This window comes from Heyndrickxia sp. MSNUG (assembly GCF_049532715.1).
Taxonomy (GTDB): Bacteria; Bacillota; Bacilli; order Bacillales; family Cytobacillaceae; genus Mesobacillus.
Map to the genome: position 1 here is coordinate 169946 of NZ_CP150978.1, position 19456 is coordinate 189401.

Here is a 19456-nt window from a genome sequence, read left to right on the forward strand (position 1 = left end):
TTTTTTTATGGGGGAAAAAATTGTGACAAGCCGTAATTGGGTTCATTTATTTTTCACTACCCTTGTTGTAGGAGCTGTGACAACAGGCGTGGTTGGTTTTATTGTCCGCTGGGATGAGTTCCAGCAGTTATTAAGTGATTTTAGCATGATGGAGCTCCTTTCAATTTTATTATGGCTAATGGGTGTAGGACTTATATTTAGCATTCTTAGCCAAATGGGATTCTTTGCTTATCTGACCGTCCATCGCTTTGGACTTGGCGTTTTTAAATCTCTTTGGAATGCGGTTCAGGTTATTCTGATTGCCTTTGTATTATTTGATCTTGTTTATTTTCGTTTTAATTCATTTGCTGAAAAAGGGGAAAGCATCCTGCCATACTTGGGACTTGCAGTCATTGTTTTGATTGCAGGTCTTGTTACAGCGTTTATAAAAGCAAAACAAACGAACAAAGATGCATTTATCCCAGCATTATTTTTCATGGTGGTTGTAACCGTGATAGAATGGGTTCCGGTCTTGCAGGTTAACGAACATAGCTGGCTATACCTTATGCTCTTCCCGTTGTTAATTTGTAACGCCTATCAGCTGCTGGTTCTTCACAAATTAAATCAAAAATCGATTGAGGAGCGCAAAGCCCTTGATAGGAACGTGAAAGCGAATAAAAAAGCACAAAAAAAACCGTCCAATGCTTAATTGGACGGTTCAGACTGTAGCCAAGGCCGATGGAAATCGAGTCTGGCTACAGTCTTTTTTCTGGATTGGAATGTAAAATGGGTCTGTTGATTTCCGTTTCGGGCGCTTCGCTTTCCGCGGGGCTGGCAGTGAGCCCGCAGGACACTAAAGAGCTTCCTCGAAGGGGCCCACGCCCGATGGAAATGCATTAGCATTTTCTCGGAGGAGTCTGCGTGCCTTCCACTCCAATCAACAGGGTTTATTAACTGGTTCTTGAACCGAATCTTTGTCGACAAACGGACCATTTAATGCCAAATAAGAAGGTTATTTTATTTCAGCTGATTTAGAGTCTCCGTTTGCGATCATTTCAGAAACGGTGACCATTTTTAAGTTTTTCCCACGAATATCCTTTAACACAAGCGGAAGTGCATCAGCTGTTTGTTTGGCAGAATCCGATGCGTGCATTAAAAGAATCTCACCTTTTTTTGCTTTAGCAGCATTTTCAGCTATAACGGCAGTTCCCGGGTTAGTCCAGTCCTTCGTATCGAGACTCCAATGGACTACTGTGTAACCAAGACGCTCCGCGATTTTTAAAGTGCGCTGGTCGAAATGACCTGTAGGAGCCCTCAGTAATTCAATGTTTTTTACATTGAGTTTCTTGAATGCTTCCTGGGCCTTCATTATGTCGCGCCTGATTTTATCATCCTCCAGCTCGGTATAATCTTTGTATTCATAACCAAGCATCCCAATTTCATATCCCTCTTTTACCATTCTGCTAACCAGGTCAGGGTGCCTTTCAGCCCAGGATCCAGATAAAAAGAAGGTTACAGCAGTTGCCTTTTCTTTCTTTAAGATGTCCAGAATGGGTTCAGCCTTTTCATCCCCCCAGCCAATGTTAAAGGTTAAGGCTAAATCCTTTTCGCCTCTATAAATAGCTTTCGGTTCATCTTTTGCAGAGAAAGCAGGGATTTGAATCATATTTTCCATGTAAAAGAACCATGCTGTGAAAAAAGCAGCAATCATGATGACTAAAACCTGTTTAATCGATTTGGCATTTAATACAAAAAAGAAATTCATTTTCTCACCACCTCGTCCAATGCACTCCTTGTCTAATTTTTATTCTTATTTTTGAAAGATATGATAATAAAAAATAAGATTATAAAAATCCCCAAAAAAGATAACACTACAATCACTATGAGAAAATGAACAGGAGTGTATGTATGCTTGGTGTTCTGATCAATGAAAAAGAATTAAAAGAACTTGAATACTTAATCAAAAGAGAAATGGACGAAATCCTTTTCGATTTAAAGGATGATCGGATTGACCATGTTGTGAAAAGATCAATGAAAGAAAGATACCAAATCCTGTTTTCACTCTTTAAAAGAATAGCTTCTCCTAAGGAATGTCTTAAATATATGCCAGCGAAGAAAAGTATGTATAAAGGCTAATTACATATCTTTAAAAGCTTTTTAATATTTTTTTAGAAATACGGTTGACGCAAATGAGTTATCTTGATATATTAATAAACGTCGCTGCTGAGCTAATCAAAAAAACGATTAAACAGCGGTGGAAATAATAAAAAATGTGATTGACATCAAGTTGAACACATGATATATTATGAAAGTCGCTTCTGGGCGGCAGAATAATAAAATTGCTCTTTGAAAACTAAACAAACAAGCGTCAACAAACAATATTATAGTGACTTCTATTATATAGATGATCACTAGCCAACGTTTTAAATTATGAGCTAACTCATAACTCTTTTTTGGAGAGTTTGATCCTGGCTCAGGACGAACGCTGGCGGCGTGCCTAATACATGCAAGTCGAGCGGATCTTCATTAGCTTGCTTTTGGAGATCAGCGGCGGACGGGTGAGTAACACGTGGGCAACCTGCCTGTAAGACTGGGATAACTTCGGGAAACCGGAGCTAATACCGGATAACCCTTTTCCTCTCATGAGGAAAAGCTGAAAGACGGTTTCGGCTGTCACTTACAGATGGGCCCGCGGCGCATTAGCTAGTTGGTGAGGTAACGGCTCACCAAGGCGACGATGCGTAGCCGACCTGAGAGGGTGATCGGCCACACTGGGACTGAGACACGGCCCAGACTCCTACGGGAGGCAGCAGTAGGGAATCTTCCGCAATGGACGAAAGTCTGACGGAGCAACGCCGCGTGAACGATGAAGGCCTTCGGGTCGTAAAGTTCTGTTGTCAGGGAAGAACAAGTACCGGAGTAACTGCCGGTACCTTGACGGTACCTGACCAGAAAGCCACGGCTAACTACGTGCCAGCAGCCGCGGTAATACGTAGGTGGCAAGCGTTGTCCGGAATTATTGGGCGTAAAGCGCGCGCAGGCGGTTCCTTAAGTCTGATGTGAAAGCCCCCGGCTCAACCGGGGAGGGTCATTGGAAACTGGGGAACTTGAGTGCAGAAGAGGAGAGCGGAATTCCACGTGTAGCGGTGAAATGCGTAGAGATGTGGAGGAACACCAGTGGCGAAGGCGGCTCTCTGGTCTGTAACTGACGCTGAGGCGCGAAAGCGTGGGGAGCGAACAGGATTAGATACCCTGGTAGTCCACGCCGTAAACGATGAGTGCTAAGTGTTAGAGGGTTTCCGCCCTTTAGTGCTGCAGCAAACGCATTAAGCACTCCGCCTGGGGAGTACGGCCGCAAGGCTGAAACTCAAAGGAATTGACGGGGGCCCGCACAAGCGGTGGAGCATGTGGTTTAATTCGAAGCAACGCGAAGAACCTTACCAGGTCTTGACATCCTCTGACAACCTTAGAGATAGGGCGTTCCCCTTCGGGGGACAGAGTGACAGGTGGTGCATGGTTGTCGTCAGCTCGTGTCGTGAGATGTTGGGTTAAGTCCCGCAACGAGCGCAACCCTTGATCTTAGTTGCCAGCATTAAGTTGGGCACTCTAAGGTGACTGCCGGTGACAAACCGGAGGAAGGTGGGGATGACGTCAAATCATCATGCCCCTTATGACCTGGGCTACACACGTGCTACAATGGATGGAACAAAGGGCAGCGAAGCCGCGAGGTGAAGCCAATCCCATAAAACCATTCTCAGTTCGGATTGCAGGCTGCAACTCGCCTGCATGAAGCCGGAATCGCTAGTAATCGCGGATCAGCATGCCGCGGTGAATACGTTCCCGGGCCTTGTACACACCGCCCGTCACACCACGAGAGTTTGTAACACCCGAAGTCGGTGGGGTAACCTTTTGGAGCCAGCCGCCTAAGGTGGGACAGATGATTGGGGTGAAGTCGTAACAAGGTAGCCGTATCGGAAGGTGCGGCTGGATCACCTCCTTTCTAAGGATATTGCCGTAATGGCAATCGGAATGCGAATCTTATGATTCGTACTGTTGACCGCTTGTTTGTTTAGTTTTGAGGGAGCAAGTGCCTCAAAACTTTTTTGTTCCTTGAAAACTAGATAATCGTAAGTAAGAAGAACCAAGAAAAACCGAGTGATCGCCATTTTAGTTTTTCTCTCTATTAAATAGAGAATCAACCACGACAATTTATTGTCAAACGGTTAAGTTAGAAAGGGCGCACGGTGGATGCCTTGGCACTAGGAGCCGATGAAGGACGGGACTAACACCGATATGCTTCGGGGAGCTGTAAGTAAGCTTTGATCCGGAGATTTCCGAATGGGGAAACCCACTGTTCGTAATGGAACAGTATCTTTACCTTAATACATAGGGTATTGAAGGCAGACCCGGGGAACTGAAACATCTAAGTACCCGGAGGAAGAGAAAGCAAACGCGATTCCCTGAGTAGCGGCGAGCGAAACGGGACATAGCCCAAACCAAGAGGCTTGCCTCTTGGGGTTGTAGGACACTCTACATGGAGTTACAAAGGAACGGGGTAGATGAAGTGGTCTGGAAAGGCCCGTCAGAGAAGGTAAAAACCCTGTAGTTGAAACTTCGTTCCCTCCTGAGTGGATCCTGAGTACGGCGGGACACGAGAAATCCCGTCGGAAGCTGGGAGGACCATCTCCCAAGGCTAAATACTCCCTAGTGACCGATAGTGAACCAGTACCGTGAGGGAAAGGTGAAAAGCACCCCGGAAGGGGAGTGAAATAGATCCTGAAACCGTGTGCCTACAAGTAGTCAGAGCCCGTTAATGGGTGATGGCGTGCCTTTTGTAGAATGAACCGGCGAGTTACGATCCCATGCAAGGTTAAGTTGAGAAGACGGAGCCGCAGCGAAAGCGAGTCTGAATAGGGCGAATGAGTATGTGGTCGTAGACCCGAAACCAGGTGATCTACCCATGTCCAGGGTGAAGGTTGGGTAACACCAACTGGAGGCCCGAACCCACGCACGTTGAAAAGTGCGGGGATGAGGTGTGGGTAGCGGAGAAATTCCAATCGAACTTGGAGATAGCTGGTTCTCTCCGAAATAGCTTTAGGGCTAGCCTCACGTTGTAAGAGTCTTGGAGGTAGAGCACTGTTTGGACTAGGGGCCCTCATCGGGTTACCGAATTCAGACAAACTCCGAATGCCAAAGACTTATCCGTGGGAGTCAGACTGCGAGTGATAAGATCCGTAGTCAAAAGGGAAACAGCCCAGACCACCAGCTAAGGTCCCAAAGTATACGTTAAGTGGAAAAGGATGTGGAGTTGCTTAGACAACCAGGATGTTGGCTTAGAAGCAGCCACCATTTAAAGAGTGCGTAATAGCTCACTGGTCGAGTGACTCTGCGCCGAAAATGTACCGGGGCTAAACGTATCACCGAAGCTGTGGATTGACATCTTTGATGTCAGTGGTAGGAGAGCGTTCTAAGGGCGTTGAAGCTAGACCGTAAGGACTGGTGGAGCGCTTAGAAGTGAGAATGCCGGTATGAGTAGCGAAAGATGGGTGAGAATCCCATCCACCGAATGCCTAAGGTTTCCTGAGGAAGGCTCGTCCTCTCAGGGTTAGTCGGGACCTAAGCCGAGGCCGAAAGGCGTAGGCGATGGACAACAGGTTGATATTCCTGTACCACCTCTTTATCGTTTGAGCAATGGGGGGACGCAGTAGGATAGGGTAAGCGCGCTGTTGGATATGCGCGTCTAAGCAGTAAGGCTGCAAGTGAGGCAAATCCCGCTTGCGTGAAGGCTGAGCTGTGACAGCGAGGGAAATATAGTACCGAAGTTCCTGATTTCACACTGCCAAGAAAAGCCTCTAGCGAGATAAAAGGTGCCCGTACCGCAAACCGACACAGGTAGGCGAGGAGAGAATCCTAAGGTGAGCGAGAGAACTCTCGTTAAGGAACTCGGCAAAATGACCCCGTAACTTCGGGAGAAGGGGTGCTCATTTGGGTGAATAGCCTAGATGAGCCGCAGTGAATAGGCCCAGGCGACTGTTTAGCAAAAACACAGGTCTCTGCGAAGCCGCAAGGCGAAGTATAGGGGCTGACGCCTGCCCGGTGCTGGAAGGTTAAGAGGAGGGGTTAGCGCAAGCGAAGCTCTGAATCGAAGCCCCAGTAAACGGCGGCCGTAACTATAACGGTCCTAAGGTAGCGAAATTCCTTGTCGGGTAAGTTCCGACCCGCACGAAAGGCGTAACGATCTGGGCACTGTCTCAACGAGAGACTCGGTGAAATTATAGTACCTGTGAAGATGCAGGTTACCCGCGACAGGACGGAAAGACCCCGTGGAGCTTTACTGTAGCCTGATATTGAATTTTGGTACAGCTTGTACAGGATAGGTAGGAGCCTGAGAAACCGGAGCGCCAGCTTCGGTGGAGGCGTCGGTGGGATACTACCCTGGCTGTATTGAAATTCTAACCCACGCCCCCGATCGGGGCGGGAGACAGTGTCAGGTGGGCAGTTTGACTGGGGCGGTCGCCTCCTAAAGAGTAACGGAGGCGCCCAAAGGTTCCCTCAGAATGGTTGGAAATCATTCGCAGAGTGTAAAGGCACAAGGGAGCTTGACTGCGAGACCTACAAGTCGAGCAGGGACGAAAGTCGGGCTTAGTGATCCGGTGGTTCCGCATGGAAGGGCCATCGCTCAACGGATAAAAGCTACCCCGGGGATAACAGGCTTATCTCCCCCAAGAGTCCACATCGACGGGGAGGTTTGGCACCTCGATGTCGGCTCATCGCATCCTGGGGCTGTAGTCGGTCCCAAGGGTTGGGCTGTTCGCCCATTAAAGCGGTACGCGAGCTGGGTTCAGAACGTCGTGAGACAGTTCGGTCCCTATCCGTCGTGGGCGCAGGAAATTTGAGAGGAGCTGTCCTTAGTACGAGAGGACCGGGATGGACGCACCGCTGGTGTACCAGTTGTCTTGCCAAAGGCATCGCTGGGTAGCTATGTGCGGACGGGATAAGTGCTGAAAGCATCTAAGCATGAAGCCCCCCTCAAGATGAGATTTCCCATAGCGCAAGCTAGTAAGAACCCTGAAAGATGATCAGGTTGATAGGTCAGAGGTGGAAGCGCGGTGACGTGTGGAGCTGACTGATACTAATCGTTCGAGGACTTAACCAAATATAGATTACTCGTGCTTCTAAATTCTTCTTACACATTATCTAGTTTTGAGGGAATGAAAAATTTCTCTTGCAAAATGCATAAAAGACGGTATAATCAATATTGTCTTTGAAAAAATGTCTGGTGGCGATGGCGAGAAGGTCACACCCGTTCCCATATCGAACACGGAAGTTAAGCTTCTCAGCGCCGATGGTAGTTGGGGGTTTCCCCCTGTGAGAGTAGGACGCCGCCGGGCAAGATGCATTTTCATCCTGGACATTCCTGGATGAGGCATTCGAATCAACTGCATAGAGTTATGAAAAATACCATTATTCCGCAGTAGCTCAGTGGTAGAGCACTCGGCTGTTAACCGAGCGGTCGTAGGTTCGAATCCTACCTGCGGAGCCATTATCTCTAAATGACATTGATCATTTGAGCTGGCAGCAAAATGCTTCCATAGCTCAGCAGGTAGAGCACTTCCATGGTAAGGAAGAGGTCAGCGGTTCGAGCCCGCTTGGAAGCTCTGAAAATATTAATAATATGGCCCCTTGGTCAAGCGGTTAAGACACCGCCCTTTCACGGCGGTAACACGGGTTCGAATCCCGTAGGGGTCACTTTTTAAACGGAGGATTAGCTCAGCTGGGAGAGCATCTGCCTTACAAGCAGAGGGTCGGCGGTTCGATCCCGTCATCCTCCACCATATTTTTTCAAACCACGCCGGTGTAGCTCAATTGGTAGAGCAACTGACTTGTAATCAGTAGGTTGGGGGTTCAAGTCCTCTCGCCGGCACCATCTTTCTAACATCTCTGAATAAACTTCAGTGGAAAGATGCGAGAAAGACCGAAGGTCTTTTGAGCATGTAGCTTAGTAAAGAAGCTATTTGTTTTATGGAGGGGTAGCGAAGTGGCTAAACGCGGCGGACTGTAAATCCGCTCCCTCAGGGTTCGGCGGTTCGAATCCGTCCCCCTCCACCATTTTAATACATATTAAAATTGGACAAGTAACTGATGTCCTTTTTATTTTTCCCATTGGGCTATAGCCAAGCGGTAAGGCAACGGACTTTGACTCCGTCATGCGTTGGTTCGAATCCAGCTAGCCCAGCCATTTATTTTCTTTTAGCATTTCATGCTTAGCGGACGATAAATAGGGTAGATTAAGCTTATTAGCGATTCACTCAGTCGGTAGAGCAAGGTGCTCACTTCCTGGTTTTGCTTCTGCGACAACTTGCGAGAAAGACCGTAAGGACTTTCGAGCATCTAAGATGCGACAGTGAAACTGATTGTGTAAGTCCAACTTTGAATTAATTTAAACTTCATGAGCCATTAGCTCAGTCGGTAGAGCATCTGACTTTTAATCAGAGGGTCGAAGGTTCGAGTCCTTCATGGCTCACTCATGTTAAGACCCCTAAGAATAAACTTAATCCTTTATTTTTAGGGGTTTTATCGAATATAATAAAAATATGCGGAAGTAGTTCAGTGGTAGAATACAACCTTGCCAAGGTTGGGGTCGCGGGTTCGAATCCCGTCTTCCGCTCCATATGGGGCCTTAGCTCAGCTGGGAGAGCGCCTGCCTTGCACGCAGGAGGTCAGCGGTTCGATCCCGCTAGGCTCCACCATTACACTACATAAATACCATTTCAGTCATAAATCCATTAGGGTTTATGGCTTTTTTTATTCTCTCTTTTAAACATTCTCGATTTTATTATTCGCTAAATTCTAAACTGTATATATATTCATGAAATTGTCCAGTTGAGTCATTGGATTGAAAGCGGTTAAAATGGTGTAAAAGGGGAGAAAGTAGGGGTTGGTATGAGAAAGCTTTCAATTATCGGTATGCCTATGGATTTAGGACAGATGAGAAGGGGCGTAGACATGGGGCCAAGCGCCATCCGCTATGCTGGGATCAATGAAAGATTAAAAGAATTATTTGATGAGATTGAAGATTTAGGAGATATCGCTGTTGGCAGGCCCGAGGTTAAGATTGATCCAAACAGTAATTTGAGAAATCTTGAGTTGGTGGCAGAGAAAAATAACCTGCTTGCGACTGAAGTTGATAAAATCATAGAATCTGGTTCTTTTCCCCTCGTTTTAGGTGGGGACCATAGCATTGCGATCGGAACATTGGCTGGAGTTTCTAAACATTATAAGAACTTGGGTGTCATTTGGTATGACGCGCACGGGGATTTAAATACTGCTGATACATCACCATCAGGGAATATCCATGGAATGCCTCTGGCGGCCAGCCTGGGACTTGGACATGAATCTTTGACTCGATTAGGGGGATTTGCGCCTAAAATAAAACCTGAAAATATCGTCATCATCGGCGCCCGTGCTCTTGACGAAGGTGAAAAAGATTTAATAAAGGAACTCGGCATCAAGGTGTTCACGATGCATGAAATTGATAGACTTGGAATGGCGAAGGTTATGGAAGAAACCATCAACTATTTGAAAGATAAAACGGATGGTGTCCATCTTTCTTTGGATCTTGACGGTTTGGATCCTACCGATGCACCAGGTGTGGGAACGCCGGTTTTCGGGGGCATCAGCTACCGGGAGAGTCATTTAGCAATGGAGATGCTGGAAGAGGCAGGCATTATCACCTCCGCAGAGTTTGTTGAGGTCAACCCGATTCTTGATGAAAAGAACAAGACAGCAATAGCTGCTGTGGCTTTGATGGGTTCTTTATTCGGAGAGAAACTATTATAAGAATTTATTTCACCACAAATATTCGTTTCATATCCAACACTTTTATTGAATATAAATATCTGTATGATTGGAAAAATAGGAGCAGCAGCCAGATCCGGCTGCTGCTCCTTTATAGTTAATACATAACTGTCTTATTGGATAATAAGTTATAATATTTATTTAGTAATCGATCCAGCTTTGTGCTGATATCTACCACTCTTTGGTTTGACAGCGAGGTTTTAGCAGCTAGTTCAACCATTTCTTTACGGCATTGTTCAATATCCTTCAACAAAGTTTCTGCGCACATTGCGAAAATTCCTCGCTTTCGTTAGAATATAGTTCATTTATACCCTAAATTAAAGTTTTTAAACCAATATGGTAAAAATTTGTTAATATTAACTTATTGGGTTTTTTTAGAGTTTTACCAGAACCGGTCTGTTAAAACTGAATATTGATTTTACCACCCTATTGGTTGTAGTGGAGGCACGAAGACTCTTCCAAAAATGCTAACGCATTTCCTTCTTGCGTGGGTCCATAGAAAAAAGGGCATCAATCAGCCGTTTTTCGTAAGAATGTGTCTAATTGTAAACTAATTCAAGGTGAAAATATTTTTATATAAAAAAAACGAAACCTTTTCCGGAATCGATTCGTATATCGATTAGCCGCATGAAGCGCGGAGGTAAATTAATGGAAACCATCGTAAAACAAAGAATAAAGCAAGTGATCAAGGGAGACCAAAATGCCTATGGCGAGATTGTTGAAATATACAAGGACAAGGTATTTCAGCTTTGCTACCGTATGCTTGGGAATCGTCATGAAGCAGAGGATATTGCACAAGAAGCCTTTATTCGTGCATATATCAATATTAATAGCTTCAATCAAAGCCTAAAATTTTCTACATGGCTATACAGAATTGCAACCAACCTTTGCATAGACCGGATTCGGAAAAAGAAACCAGACTACTTTCTTGATGCTGAAGTTCCGGGAACAGAAGGCTTGAATATGTATTCACAGGTGCCATCTGACACGCCATTGCCAGAGGATGAGGTGGAAAGTATTGAATTGCAGGACACGATTCAAAAAGAAATTTCAAAACTACCCGATAAATACAGGTCGGTTATCGTATTAAAGTATATTGAAGAGCTTAGCCTGAATGAGATCAGCGAGATTCTGGATCTCCCGCTTGGAACGGTAAAGACAAGAATACATCGCGGCAGAGAAGCCTTAAGACAGCAATTGCGACACGTATAATGTGAGGTGAAAGAAATGAAATGTCCAGAACATGTGATTGAATATATGCATGAATATTTAGATGATGAAATTCCTGAAGAACATGAGAAAATCCTGCGAGAACATTTACAGAGCTGTAACGATTGCCAGGAATACTTCAGGGAACTCAATAAATCCATTGCTCTCGTGCAGAGCACATCCCATATCCAGGCGCCAAGCGATTTTACCTCAAAGGTAATGGCTGGCTTGCCAAAGGAAAAGAAAAAGACAGAAATCCAGCGTTGGTTCAGAAGTCATCCGTTGTTGACAGCGGCTTCGCTTTTCCTGGCCTTGATGACAGGCAGCATATTGACTACATGGAACGAGGAGCACCAATTTTCAGTTTCAAAGCAGCCTAATCTTGTGGTGGAAAATGACACGGTCATTGTTCCTGAAGGAGAAGTGGTAAAGGGCGATGTGGTTGTCAGGAACGGCAAGGTGAAAATTGAGGGCGAGGTTCAGGGGAATGTGACTGTGATCAACGGCGAACAGTACATGGCTTCCGCGGGAAATGTCACAGGAGAAATAACAGAGGTTAATGAAGTTTTTGAATGGATTTGGTACCACATAAAAAAAACATTCAAAAACGCGGCGAACCTTTTCGAAACCGAAAAGAAAGAACAGTCATTCCAATAGGATTGGCTGTTTTTTTATCATGGATCTATACAGCTGGTTATTATGATTTTTAATTACCGTGGATTTTTCGGTTCAGACTTGTAGCTTTCCTTTGAATGTATGCTGACAATCCTTGTGAATTTACTTCATTATTAATTAAACTTCTCTTATGTTATAATAAAAAAGTTATATATGATTATGAGCAGAGGAGCGCGTTATATTTTTTGCTTATGAACCTGAGCTGTTTTCGAGATTCATGCTTTTTAAGGCAAGCCGAAAAGTTTTTGAAAAGAGCTTTTCTAAAGGCTGTTTTCTCTTTAAGGCAGGGCGTTTTCTTACATAAAATGTTGTTTATCTTCTGGAATTGAAATGGAGATCGTTTGTATGAAAAGCCACAAATAATACGAAAAGAGCCTTACTAATCTAATGGAGGAAGTGCAATGTCGTTTGCAGATTTCGATTTATTGGAATATCTAGCCAATATTGTTGACATACTCCTGGTTTGGTTCGTCATTTATAAGCTGATTGCCATCATTCGAGGAACGAAAGCTGTGCAACTTTTAAAAGGAATCTTCGTGATTCTAATTGTTAAATTTGTCAGTGATTTCTTCGGATTAAATACACTCAGCTGGATGATGGAACAAGTTTTAACCTGGGGATTCCTTGCCATCATCATCATCTTCCAGCCGGAATTAAGGAGAGCACTTGAGCAATTGGGCCGAGGGCGGCTTTTCTCCAGATCGGGGCTGCAGGAAGAAGAAGAGGAAGAGAAAATGGTGGAGGCAATTATTAAGGCAACCGATTATATGGCAAAGCGCCGGATCGGAGCATTGATCTCGATTGAAAGAGAGACCGGAATGAGTGATTATATCGAAACGGGCATTCCGCTTCAATCTAAGATTTCCTCTGAATTACTGATTAATTTATTTATACCGAATACACCGCTTCATGATGGAGCTGTCGTCATACAGAAAAACATCGTTGCAGCTGCTGCCTGTTATTTACCGCTGTCAGAAAGTCCGTTCATTTCTAAAGAGCTGGGAACAAGGCACAGGGCGGCGCTTGGAATCAGTGAGGTAACAGACAGTATTACGATCGTTGTTTCCGAAGAGACAGGGAATGTATCGGTTACTCGAAATGGAGAGCTTTATCGGGATTTGAGCGGGGAAACGCTAAGAGAACTGCTCGCCGCCGAATTAATTACACCATCAAGAATCAAGCAGGCAGCTTCTACCCGCTGGAATTGGAGGGGGAAGAAAAATGGATAAACTCATGGATAATCCATGGTTCATTAAAATGGTTGCCCTGGTTCTTGCGATTCTGCTCTTTGGGTCTGTCCCTAAAAATGAACCTGGTAAACCCGGGGATGTAAATGTCCCATCGGACGAAAAGGTTGAAACAATCGAAGAAGTGCCGGTAAAAAGCTATTACGACACAGATACACTTGTTGTAACAGGTGTTCCTGAGACAGTAACCATTACCCTTCAAGGTCCAAAAAACCTTGTACAGCAGGCAAAAGCGCTACGAAATTTCGAGGTGTTTGTGGACTTGACGAAGGCTGACATGGGCAAACAGCGAGTTCCAATCACTATAAGGGATATTTCCGATCGCCTTACGGTCACCATTGAACCCGGCTATGCCAATGTTTCCATTCAGGAAAAAGTAACGAAGGAATTCAAGGTAGAGGCGGAATACAGCCGCAATCTCGTTGAAGAAGGTTATATTGCCGATAAACCTACAGTAAATCCAAGTAAAGTTCAAATCACTGGTGCGAAGGATATCGTGGATAGAATTACTTATGTAAAAGCAACCGTTAATTCGAACGGGAAAATATCTGACAGCATAACGCGTGAGGCCAGTGTCCTCGTTTTAGATAAAGACATGAATAAGCTCGATGTCAATGTTGAACCTGATATGGTGGAAGTAACGATCCCTGTCAGGAGTTCCAGTAAAAAGGTACCAATCGATATCGTCCGAAAAGGGAATCCTCCCGAAGGAGTAACGATTGATTCCATTAATGTGGATACAAAGGAAGCGGAAATCATAGCGGCTCCGGAGATTTTAGCTGAAGTGAAAAATGTTCGAGTCGAAGTGGATCTCAGTGAAATTACGGATGACACCGAGTTGACGCTGCCAGTAATCATTTCTAATGGGGTCGTGAAGGTTTCACCGGAGACGGTAAAGGTTTCAGTGAGAATTACAAAGGAAACCGAAAAAACAATCTCAAATGTCCCAATTGAGATTGAAGGGATGAACGATGAGTTTGAAGTTGACTTTCTCAACCCTGCCAATGGCCAAACGGACATTACGGTAACTGGTCCAAGCAGCATCGTTTCTCCGCTTGGCGTCGGCAATTTTAAAATCCTGATAGATGTGTCCGGTTTGGATGAAGGGGAGCATGAAGTAGACATGAAGGTGACAGCACCTGAAAATATTACATGGAAACTGGCTAAAGGAAAAGCCAGCATAACTGTTGCGAAAAAAGAAGCATAAATTGACTGCAATTTTTCAAACAAGGAGAGATTTTAAGAATGGGTAAATATTTCGGTACAGATGGAGTACGCGGCGTTGCAAATAGTGAATTAACACCAGAATTGGCGTTCAAACTTGGACGTTTCGGAGGCTATGTTCTTACGAAAGACCATAACAGACCAAAGGTGTTGATTGGCCGTGATACCCGCATCTCGGGCCATATGCTTGAAGGAGCACTTGTTGCCGGCCTATTGTCAATTGGAGCAGAAGTAATGAGGCTCGGTGTGATTTCCACTCCAGGTGTATCTTACTTAACAAAGGCCCTTGGTGCTCAGGCAGGAGTTATGATTTCTGCTTCGCATAATCCAGTAGCGGATAATGGGATTAAATTCTTTGGTCCAGATGGCTACAAGCTTTCTGATGATCAAGAACTTGAAATTGAACAATTAATGGATCTAGATTCTGATGAACTTCCACGTCCGGTTGGTGCAGAACTTGGACAGGTTAATGACTATTTCGAAGGCGGACAAAAATACCTTCAATACTTGAAGCAATCTGTTGATGAAGATTTCACCGGCCTGCATATTGCATTAGACTGTGCTCACGGAGCAACATCTTCATTAGCGGCACATTTGTTTGCTGACCTGGATGCTGACCTTTCAACAATGGGCGCATCTCCCAATGGCTTAAACATCAATGATGGTGTGGGCTCGACTCACCCTGAGGCACTTGCTGCATTTTTAAAAGAGAAGGGTGCAGATCTTGGGCTTGCATTTGATGGAGATGGCGACCGCTTAATTGCAATCGATGAAAAAGGAAATATCGTCGATGGCGATCAGATCATGTACATTTGCGGTAAGTTCATGAAGGAAAGAGGCCAGCTGAAGCAAGGTACTGTTGTTTCTACAGTAATGAGCAACCTCGGCTTCTATAAGGGACTTGAAGAGCACGGAATCCAAAGTGTCCAGACTGCTGTCGGTGACCGTTATGTTGTGGAAGAAATGAAGAAGACTGGCTATAATCTCGGTGGAGAGCAGTCAGGCCACATCATTTTCCTTGATTACAATACAACAGGTGACGGTCTGTTGACAGGCTTGCAGCTGGCAAACATCATGAAGGTGACAGGAAAGCCGCTTTCAGAGCTTGCAGGCGATATGAAGAAATATCCACAGGTTCTTGTGAATATCCGTGTAACAGACAAGCATCACGTAACGGATAACCAAAAAGTAAAAGAAGTAATCGAGCAGGTTGAAGCTGAAATGAACGGAAATGGCCGCATACTTGTTCGCCCTTCCGGAACTGAACCACTAGTGCGTGTCATGGCTGAGGCCCCTTCCGCGGAGCTTTGCCAGGAATATGTTAACCGTATCGCAGCGGTTGTTGAGGAAGAAATGGGATTGAAGGAATAGAATTTATCCAAGCTTAGGCACCTTGTTGAGGTGCCTAAGCTTTTTTTCTTCTGGTACAAAATACGCATAAGTAACAGGGCTAACAGCCTTTTGTTTTTACATAATTAAGGATGTCCGGAACAAAACAAGGCCCTTTTGCATATTTATTTATGAAGGAATGTTTTAGCATGCCTGTGATGGGTAAGTGTACAGGTAGGCAGTTTCCTTTGTTTTCTATTGACGGATTCATCAGTATCATGTATGATAATCCTGTTTTTGTAAAAAGGTTCATTTCGTAAACTTTGTAGCAAATCGGTTTCTGGATTATATGCTCTTTGCTGCTTTCTTGTTTCAGGAATGTCTCGAAGGCAATCAGAAATGTTGTTCGAAAGTTACAGGTAATGCGGAAAAAACCTGTTAAAATCAAAAGCACCATTCCAATTGAAAGGTGGGCAGCGGTTCAAATAGAAAACTTAAAAGCGCCAGGACTAATCCTTGATCGGATATTTGGATTAGTTGACGAGGTGGAGGTTTATCGAATTTTCGGCGGATGCCTCCCGGCTGAAAGCACAGCCGCGAATTCCTTCTTTAAAACATTTTGGCAACTTAATGGACAAAGAGAAGGGGATGCTAAAACTAGAGAGGCAAGGATGTAAAAGTCTGACCTCAAACCAACTATAATAGAGATAAGGGGGCAAGCTGCCCCTAAAAAGGCTTCTTGCCCCCTATCGTTCAGGAGGAAAAGAAGTTATGTGTGGAATCGTTGGATATATTGGAAATAATGACTCGAAAGAGATTTTATTAAAAGGTCTTGAAAAGCTTGAGTATAGAGGTTATGACTCTGCGGGAATCGCAGTCATCAACGGCAATGGCGTGCATGTTTTTAAAGAAAAAGGACGCATTGCAGACCTTCGCAACGCAGTAGACCTTGATGTTATGGCAAACGCAGGTATTGGCCATACTCGCTGGGCTACCCATGGGCCGCCAAGCAAGGTGAATGCTCACCCTCACCAAAGCACTGCTGGCAGATTGACTCTTGTCCACAATGGTGTAATCGAGAATTACGATCTTTTAAAGCGCGAGTATTTGCAAAAGGTTGAATTGAAAAGTGAAACAGACACAGAGGTTATCGTTCAGTTAATTGAACTGTTCGTAAACGAAGGTTTGAGCGTGGAAGACGCATTCCGCAAAACGCTGACACTTTTACATGGTTCATATGCACTTGCCCTTATCGACGAGCAGAATGATGAAACCATTTTTGTGGCAAAAAACAAGAGCCCGCTTCTAGTAGGTCTTGGAGAAGGCTTCAATGTTGTAGCGAGTGACGCTATGGCAATGATCCAGGTAACAAGCCAATATGTTGAACTGATGGACAAGGAAATGGTTCTTGTCACGAAGGACGAAGTGACAATCAAGAACCTTGAAGGAGAAGTCATCGAACGTGCTCCTTATACAGCAGAGCTTGACGCAAGCGATATCGAAAAGGGAACATACCCTCACTACATGCTCAAGGAAATCGATGAGCAGCCGCTTGTAATGCGCAAAATCATCCAGAACTACCAGGATGGCCAAGGCGCTCTTGAAATCGACTCTGACATCGTTGCTGCGATGAAGGAAGCTGACCGCATCTACATCATTGCTGCGGGTACTTCTTACCACGCTGGTCTTGTCGGCAAACAGTTCATTGAAAAATTGGCGAAGATTCCTGTTGAAGTCCATATCTCAAGTGAGTTCGGCTACAACATGCCGCTTCTTTCTGAAAAGCCATTGTTCATCTTCATTTCACAGAGCGGTGAAACTGCGGACAGCCGTCAGGTACTCGTTCAAGTGAAGGAAATGGGCTATAAAGCTCTTACAATTACGAATGTTCCTGGTTCTACACTTTCTCGTGAAGCTGATTACACATTATTGCTTCATGCAGGTCCTGAGATTGCGGTTGCTTCTACAAAGGCTTATACAGCACAGCTTGCTGTTCTTTCTATCTTAGCTGAAGTGACAGCTCGCGGTCTTGGCCATGAAGTGGACTTTGATCTTGTACAGGAATTAGGTATCATCGCAACTGCTATGGAAGCTCTTTGTGATGACAAAGAAGAATTCGAAAGCATCGCTCGCGAATACCTGACTGTAACAAGAAACGCATTCTTCATCGGACGCGGAATTGACTTCTACGTAGGCCTTGAAGGCGCGTTGAAGTTAAAGGAAATTTCGTATATTCAGGCTGAAGGCTTTGCAGGCGGAGAATTGAAGCACGGAACAATCGCTTTGATTGAAGAAGGCACACCAGTCATCGCCCTTGCAACTCAAGACTTTGTAAACCTAAGCATCCGTGGAAACGTCAAAGAAGTCGTAGCCCGCGGAGCTAACCCGTGCATCATTTCCATGAGTGGACTGGAAACAGACGAAGATCGTTTCGTCATTCCAGAAGTGCACAGCCTATTAACACCTCTTATCTCTGTAATACCAATGCAATTGATTTCTTACTATGCAGCATTGCACCGCGACTGCGACGTAGATAAGCCGCGTAACCTGGCTAAGTCGGTTACGGTTGAATAGAATTATCATTAAACCTCTTCAGATCTAATCTGGAGAGGTTTTTTTGGATAAAATAGCGGGAACGCGACTGGTAAAAATATCGGGATATTTCCAGTTCACTGATAAAATGAAGATTTCGCCAAAAAAATTGAACACCGCCAAAAAAAAGGTTTTCCACCAATATCCGGTTTCCTGCTGCTTAAATAAATGAGTTACTGCTCAGAAAGTTGCAGTTTGGGTGATCAACTGGCCAAATGGTGCTCTTGTTTTTTAAAAGCAAACATATAGACGCTTGTTTGTCCCATTGCCCTGCTGTAAAATTTATGTGAAGGAAAATACTAGAAGAAGGTCAGTCTATGATACATCCATACTTTATATCAGGCTTCGGCACAGGAATTGTTGTTGGCATTATTGTTATTGCTTTGTTCTTTTACAGGTGGAAAAAAAGAGAGAAACGCTTGAAGGAACGGCATGATAATTTTATCCATGTTGTTGAGAATACAAAGGATTTTATTTATTATTATCAACTTTATCCTAAAAGGGGATATCAGTATCTCAGCCCATCGGCGGAGCATTTTTTCGGAGAAGGTTCTATTGAGCGGGCATTTAAAGATCCTGATGTGCCTTTTAAGGAAGCACATCCTGATGATTATGAGATCTTGATCAAAAAGATCAACGGTGAGCTCGATTTTAACAAGGGAATCGTCCAGCGATGGCTCGATAAAAATGGGGAATACAGATGGTTTGAGGAGTATGCCACGCCCATCTATCAAAATGGGAAGTTGGTTGCTCTTCAAGGTGTATTGAGAAATATTGATGAGAAGGTGAAACTGCAGCAGGAATTAGAATATCAACTTCATCATGATTCTTTGACGGGTATATACAATCGGACGTATTTCGAATCATGCTATTCAAAATATAACGAGAAAACGGACACATCCATTGCATTCATATTATGTGATTTGGATGATCTTAAAAATATAAACGACAGCTTTGGTCATAAGTATGGAGATGAGTTACTTAAGGAAGCGGCAGGATTGCTGAATCAATTCTCCGAGGATGGGATAACTGTAGCGAGGCTTGGGGGAGATGAATTCGTACTCCTTATACCAGGCATCACAGAAGAAGAGTTAGCTCAATTCGTTAGTAACCTCGTAAGAAGAATAGACGACCATAATGAAAATGAAGATGCGATAACGATAAAGCTGTCAATAGGCTGCGCCTTTTCGGCAACATCACTCGGATTAATGCCAGATTTGTTTTCTCAAGCTGATCGAAACATGTACAGGGATAAAAACAAAAGAAAGCAAGCTGGTCTAGTGTGACGATTGTAGGTTAATCTAAAATCGCAACTAGATCAACTTAGTACTAGAAAGAAGCAG

General features: G+C 44.4%; 12 protein-coding genes, 10 tRNA genes and 3 rRNA genes. 23 read left to right on the forward strand and 2 right to left on the reverse strand.

Annotated features, from left to right (window positions below; translation table 11 throughout):
• The first annotated feature begins 22 nt into the window (after positions 1-22).
• Positions 23-688: a KinB-signaling pathway activation protein gene (locus tag AABM38_RS00935; protein WP_423408739.1), complete on the forward strand. Its 666-nt coding sequence runs from the start codon at positions 23-25 to the stop codon at positions 686-688.
• A gap of 303 nt (positions 689-991) precedes the next feature.
• On the opposite strand, the gene pdaB is transcribed toward AABM38_RS00935, so the two are convergent.
• Positions 992-1744, reverse strand: a complete 753-nt coding sequence (pdaB, locus tag AABM38_RS00940; RefSeq protein ID WP_423408740.1) for a polysaccharide deacetylase family sporulation protein PdaB — start codon at positions 1742-1744, stop codon at positions 992-994.
• 143 nt (positions 1745-1887) lie between these two features.
• On the opposite strand from pdaB, the gene AABM38_RS00945 reads away from it, so the two are divergent.
• From AABM38_RS00945 to rocF, 15 genes are all read left to right on the forward strand, one after another.
• A complete protein-coding gene (locus tag AABM38_RS00945; RefSeq protein WP_335376657.1) occupies positions 1888-2115 on the forward strand; it encodes a hypothetical protein in 228 nt (75 codons plus the stop codon).
• A gap of 314 nt (positions 2116-2429) precedes the next feature.
• Positions 2430-3979, forward strand: a 16S ribosomal RNA gene (locus AABM38_RS00950).
• 221 nt (positions 3980-4200) lie between these two features.
• Positions 4201-7135 (forward strand): 23S ribosomal RNA (locus tag AABM38_RS00955).
• 119 nt (positions 7136-7254) lie between these two features.
• Positions 7255-7370: ribosomal RNA gene (gene rrf / locus AABM38_RS00960) — 5S ribosomal RNA — on the forward strand.
• Together the 16S, 23S and 5S rRNA genes with 10 tRNA genes alongside form the textbook arrangement of a ribosomal RNA operon.
• 77 nt (positions 7371-7447) lie before the next feature.
• Positions 7448-7522 (forward strand) — tRNA-Asn (locus AABM38_RS00965).
• Positions 7523-7564: 42 nt separating this feature from the next.
• Positions 7565-7637 (forward strand) — tRNA-Thr (locus AABM38_RS00970).
• 19 nt (positions 7638-7656) lie between these two features.
• Positions 7657-7728: transfer RNA gene (locus AABM38_RS00975), tRNA-Glu, on the forward strand.
• A gap of 10 nt (positions 7729-7738) precedes the next feature.
• Positions 7739-7814 (forward strand) — tRNA-Val (locus AABM38_RS00980).
• A gap of 16 nt (positions 7815-7830) precedes the next feature.
• Positions 7831-7906, forward strand: a tRNA-Thr gene (locus AABM38_RS00985).
• A 97-nt stretch (positions 7907-8003) separates the two neighbouring features.
• Positions 8004-8088 (forward strand) — tRNA-Tyr (locus tag AABM38_RS00990).
• A gap of 55 nt (positions 8089-8143) precedes the next feature.
• Positions 8144-8218, forward strand: a tRNA-Gln gene (locus AABM38_RS00995).
• Between the two features lie 212 nt (positions 8219-8430).
• A tRNA-Lys gene (locus AABM38_RS01000) sits at positions 8431-8503 on the forward strand.
• 72 nt (positions 8504-8575) lie between these two features.
• Positions 8576-8650 (forward strand) — tRNA-Gly (locus AABM38_RS01005).
• Positions 8651-8653: 3 nt separating this feature from the next.
• Positions 8654-8729 (forward strand) — tRNA-Ala (locus AABM38_RS01010).
• 193 nt (positions 8730-8922) lie between these two features.
• Complete coding sequence (rocF, locus tag AABM38_RS01015; protein WP_423408741.1) at positions 8923-9819, forward strand: arginase; 897 nt, start codon at positions 8923-8925, stop codon at positions 9817-9819.
• 115 nt (positions 9820-9934) lie between these two features.
• On the opposite strand, the gene AABM38_RS01020 is transcribed toward rocF, so the two are convergent.
• Positions 9935-10105 carry an aspartyl-phosphate phosphatase Spo0E family protein gene (locus AABM38_RS01020; protein ID WP_335376204.1) on the reverse strand — a complete coding sequence of 57 codons (171 nt, stop codon included), beginning with the start codon at positions 10103-10105 and terminating at the stop codon, positions 9935-9937.
• A gap of 380 nt (positions 10106-10485) precedes the next feature.
• Between AABM38_RS01020 and sigW the strand changes: the two genes are divergently transcribed.
• From sigW to AABM38_RS01055, 7 genes are all read left to right on the forward strand, one after another.
• Complete coding sequence (gene sigW, locus AABM38_RS01025; RefSeq protein WP_335376205.1) at positions 10486-11049, forward strand: RNA polymerase sigma factor SigW; 564 nt, start codon at positions 10486-10488, stop codon at positions 11047-11049.
• A gap of 15 nt (positions 11050-11064) precedes the next feature.
• A complete protein-coding gene (locus tag AABM38_RS01030; RefSeq protein ID WP_423408742.1) occupies positions 11065-11703 on the forward strand; it encodes a zf-HC2 domain-containing protein in 639 nt (212 codons plus the stop codon).
• Positions 11704-12122: 419 nt separating this feature from the next.
• Positions 12123-12950, forward strand: a complete 828-nt coding sequence (gene cdaA, locus AABM38_RS01035) for a diadenylate cyclase CdaA (protein ID WP_423408743.1) — start codon at positions 12123-12125, stop codon at positions 12948-12950.
• Positions 12943-14175, forward strand: coding sequence for a CdaR family protein (locus tag AABM38_RS01040; RefSeq protein ID WP_423408744.1), 1233 nt, complete (start codon positions 12943-12945; stop codon positions 14173-14175). Before cdaA ends, AABM38_RS01040 begins: the two co-directional genes overlap by 8 nt.
• A gap of 38 nt (positions 14176-14213) precedes the next feature.
• Complete coding sequence (gene glmM, locus AABM38_RS01045) at positions 14214-15563, forward strand: phosphoglucosamine mutase (RefSeq protein WP_423408745.1); 1350 nt, start codon at positions 14214-14216, stop codon at positions 15561-15563.
• 729 nt (positions 15564-16292) lie between these two features.
• Positions 16293-18095: a glutamine--fructose-6-phosphate transaminase (isomerizing) gene (gene glmS, locus AABM38_RS01050; protein WP_423408746.1), complete on the forward strand. Its 1803-nt coding sequence runs from the start codon at positions 16293-16295 to the stop codon at positions 18093-18095.
• A gap of 335 nt (positions 18096-18430) precedes the next feature.
• Positions 18431-19399, forward strand: coding sequence for a diguanylate cyclase domain-containing protein (locus tag AABM38_RS01055; protein ID WP_423408747.1), 969 nt, complete (start codon positions 18431-18433; stop codon positions 19397-19399).
• Positions 19400-19456 lie beyond the last annotated feature (57 nt).

Excerpts from the sequence above, each read along its gene's own strand:
- pdaB (WP_423408740.1), bottom strand. The coding sequence starts at position 1,744 with ATGAATTTCTTTTTTGTATTAAATGCCAAATCGATTAAACAGGTTTTA.
- AABM38_RS01030 (WP_423408742.1), top strand. The coding sequence starts at position 11,065 with ATGAAATGTCCAGAACATGTGATTGAATATATGCATGAATATTTAGAT.
- AABM38_RS01055 (WP_423408747.1), top strand. The coding sequence starts at position 18,431 with ATGATACATCCATACTTTATATCAGGCTTCGGCACAGGAATTGTTGTT.
- AABM38_RS01020 (WP_335376204.1), bottom strand. The coding sequence starts at position 10,105 with ATGTGCGCAGAAACTTTGTTGAAGGATATTGAACAATGCCGTAAAGAA.
- AABM38_RS01040 (WP_423408744.1), top strand. The coding sequence starts at position 12,943 with ATGGATAAACTCATGGATAATCCATGGTTCATTAAAATGGTTGCCCTG.
- sigW (WP_335376205.1), top strand. The coding sequence starts at position 10,486 with ATGGAAACCATCGTAAAACAAAGAATAAAGCAAGTGATCAAGGGAGAC.
- rocF (WP_423408741.1), top strand. The coding sequence starts at position 8,923 with ATGAGAAAGCTTTCAATTATCGGTATGCCTATGGATTTAGGACAGATG.
- AABM38_RS00945 (WP_335376657.1), top strand. The coding sequence starts at position 1,888 with ATGCTTGGTGTTCTGATCAATGAAAAAGAATTAAAAGAACTTGAATAC.
- glmM (WP_423408745.1), top strand. The coding sequence starts at position 14,214 with ATGGGTAAATATTTCGGTACAGATGGAGTACGCGGCGTTGCAAATAGT.
- cdaA (WP_423408743.1), top strand. The coding sequence starts at position 12,123 with ATGTCGTTTGCAGATTTCGATTTATTGGAATATCTAGCCAATATTGTT.
- glmS (WP_423408746.1), top strand. The coding sequence starts at position 16,293 with ATGTGTGGAATCGTTGGATATATTGGAAATAATGACTCGAAAGAGATT.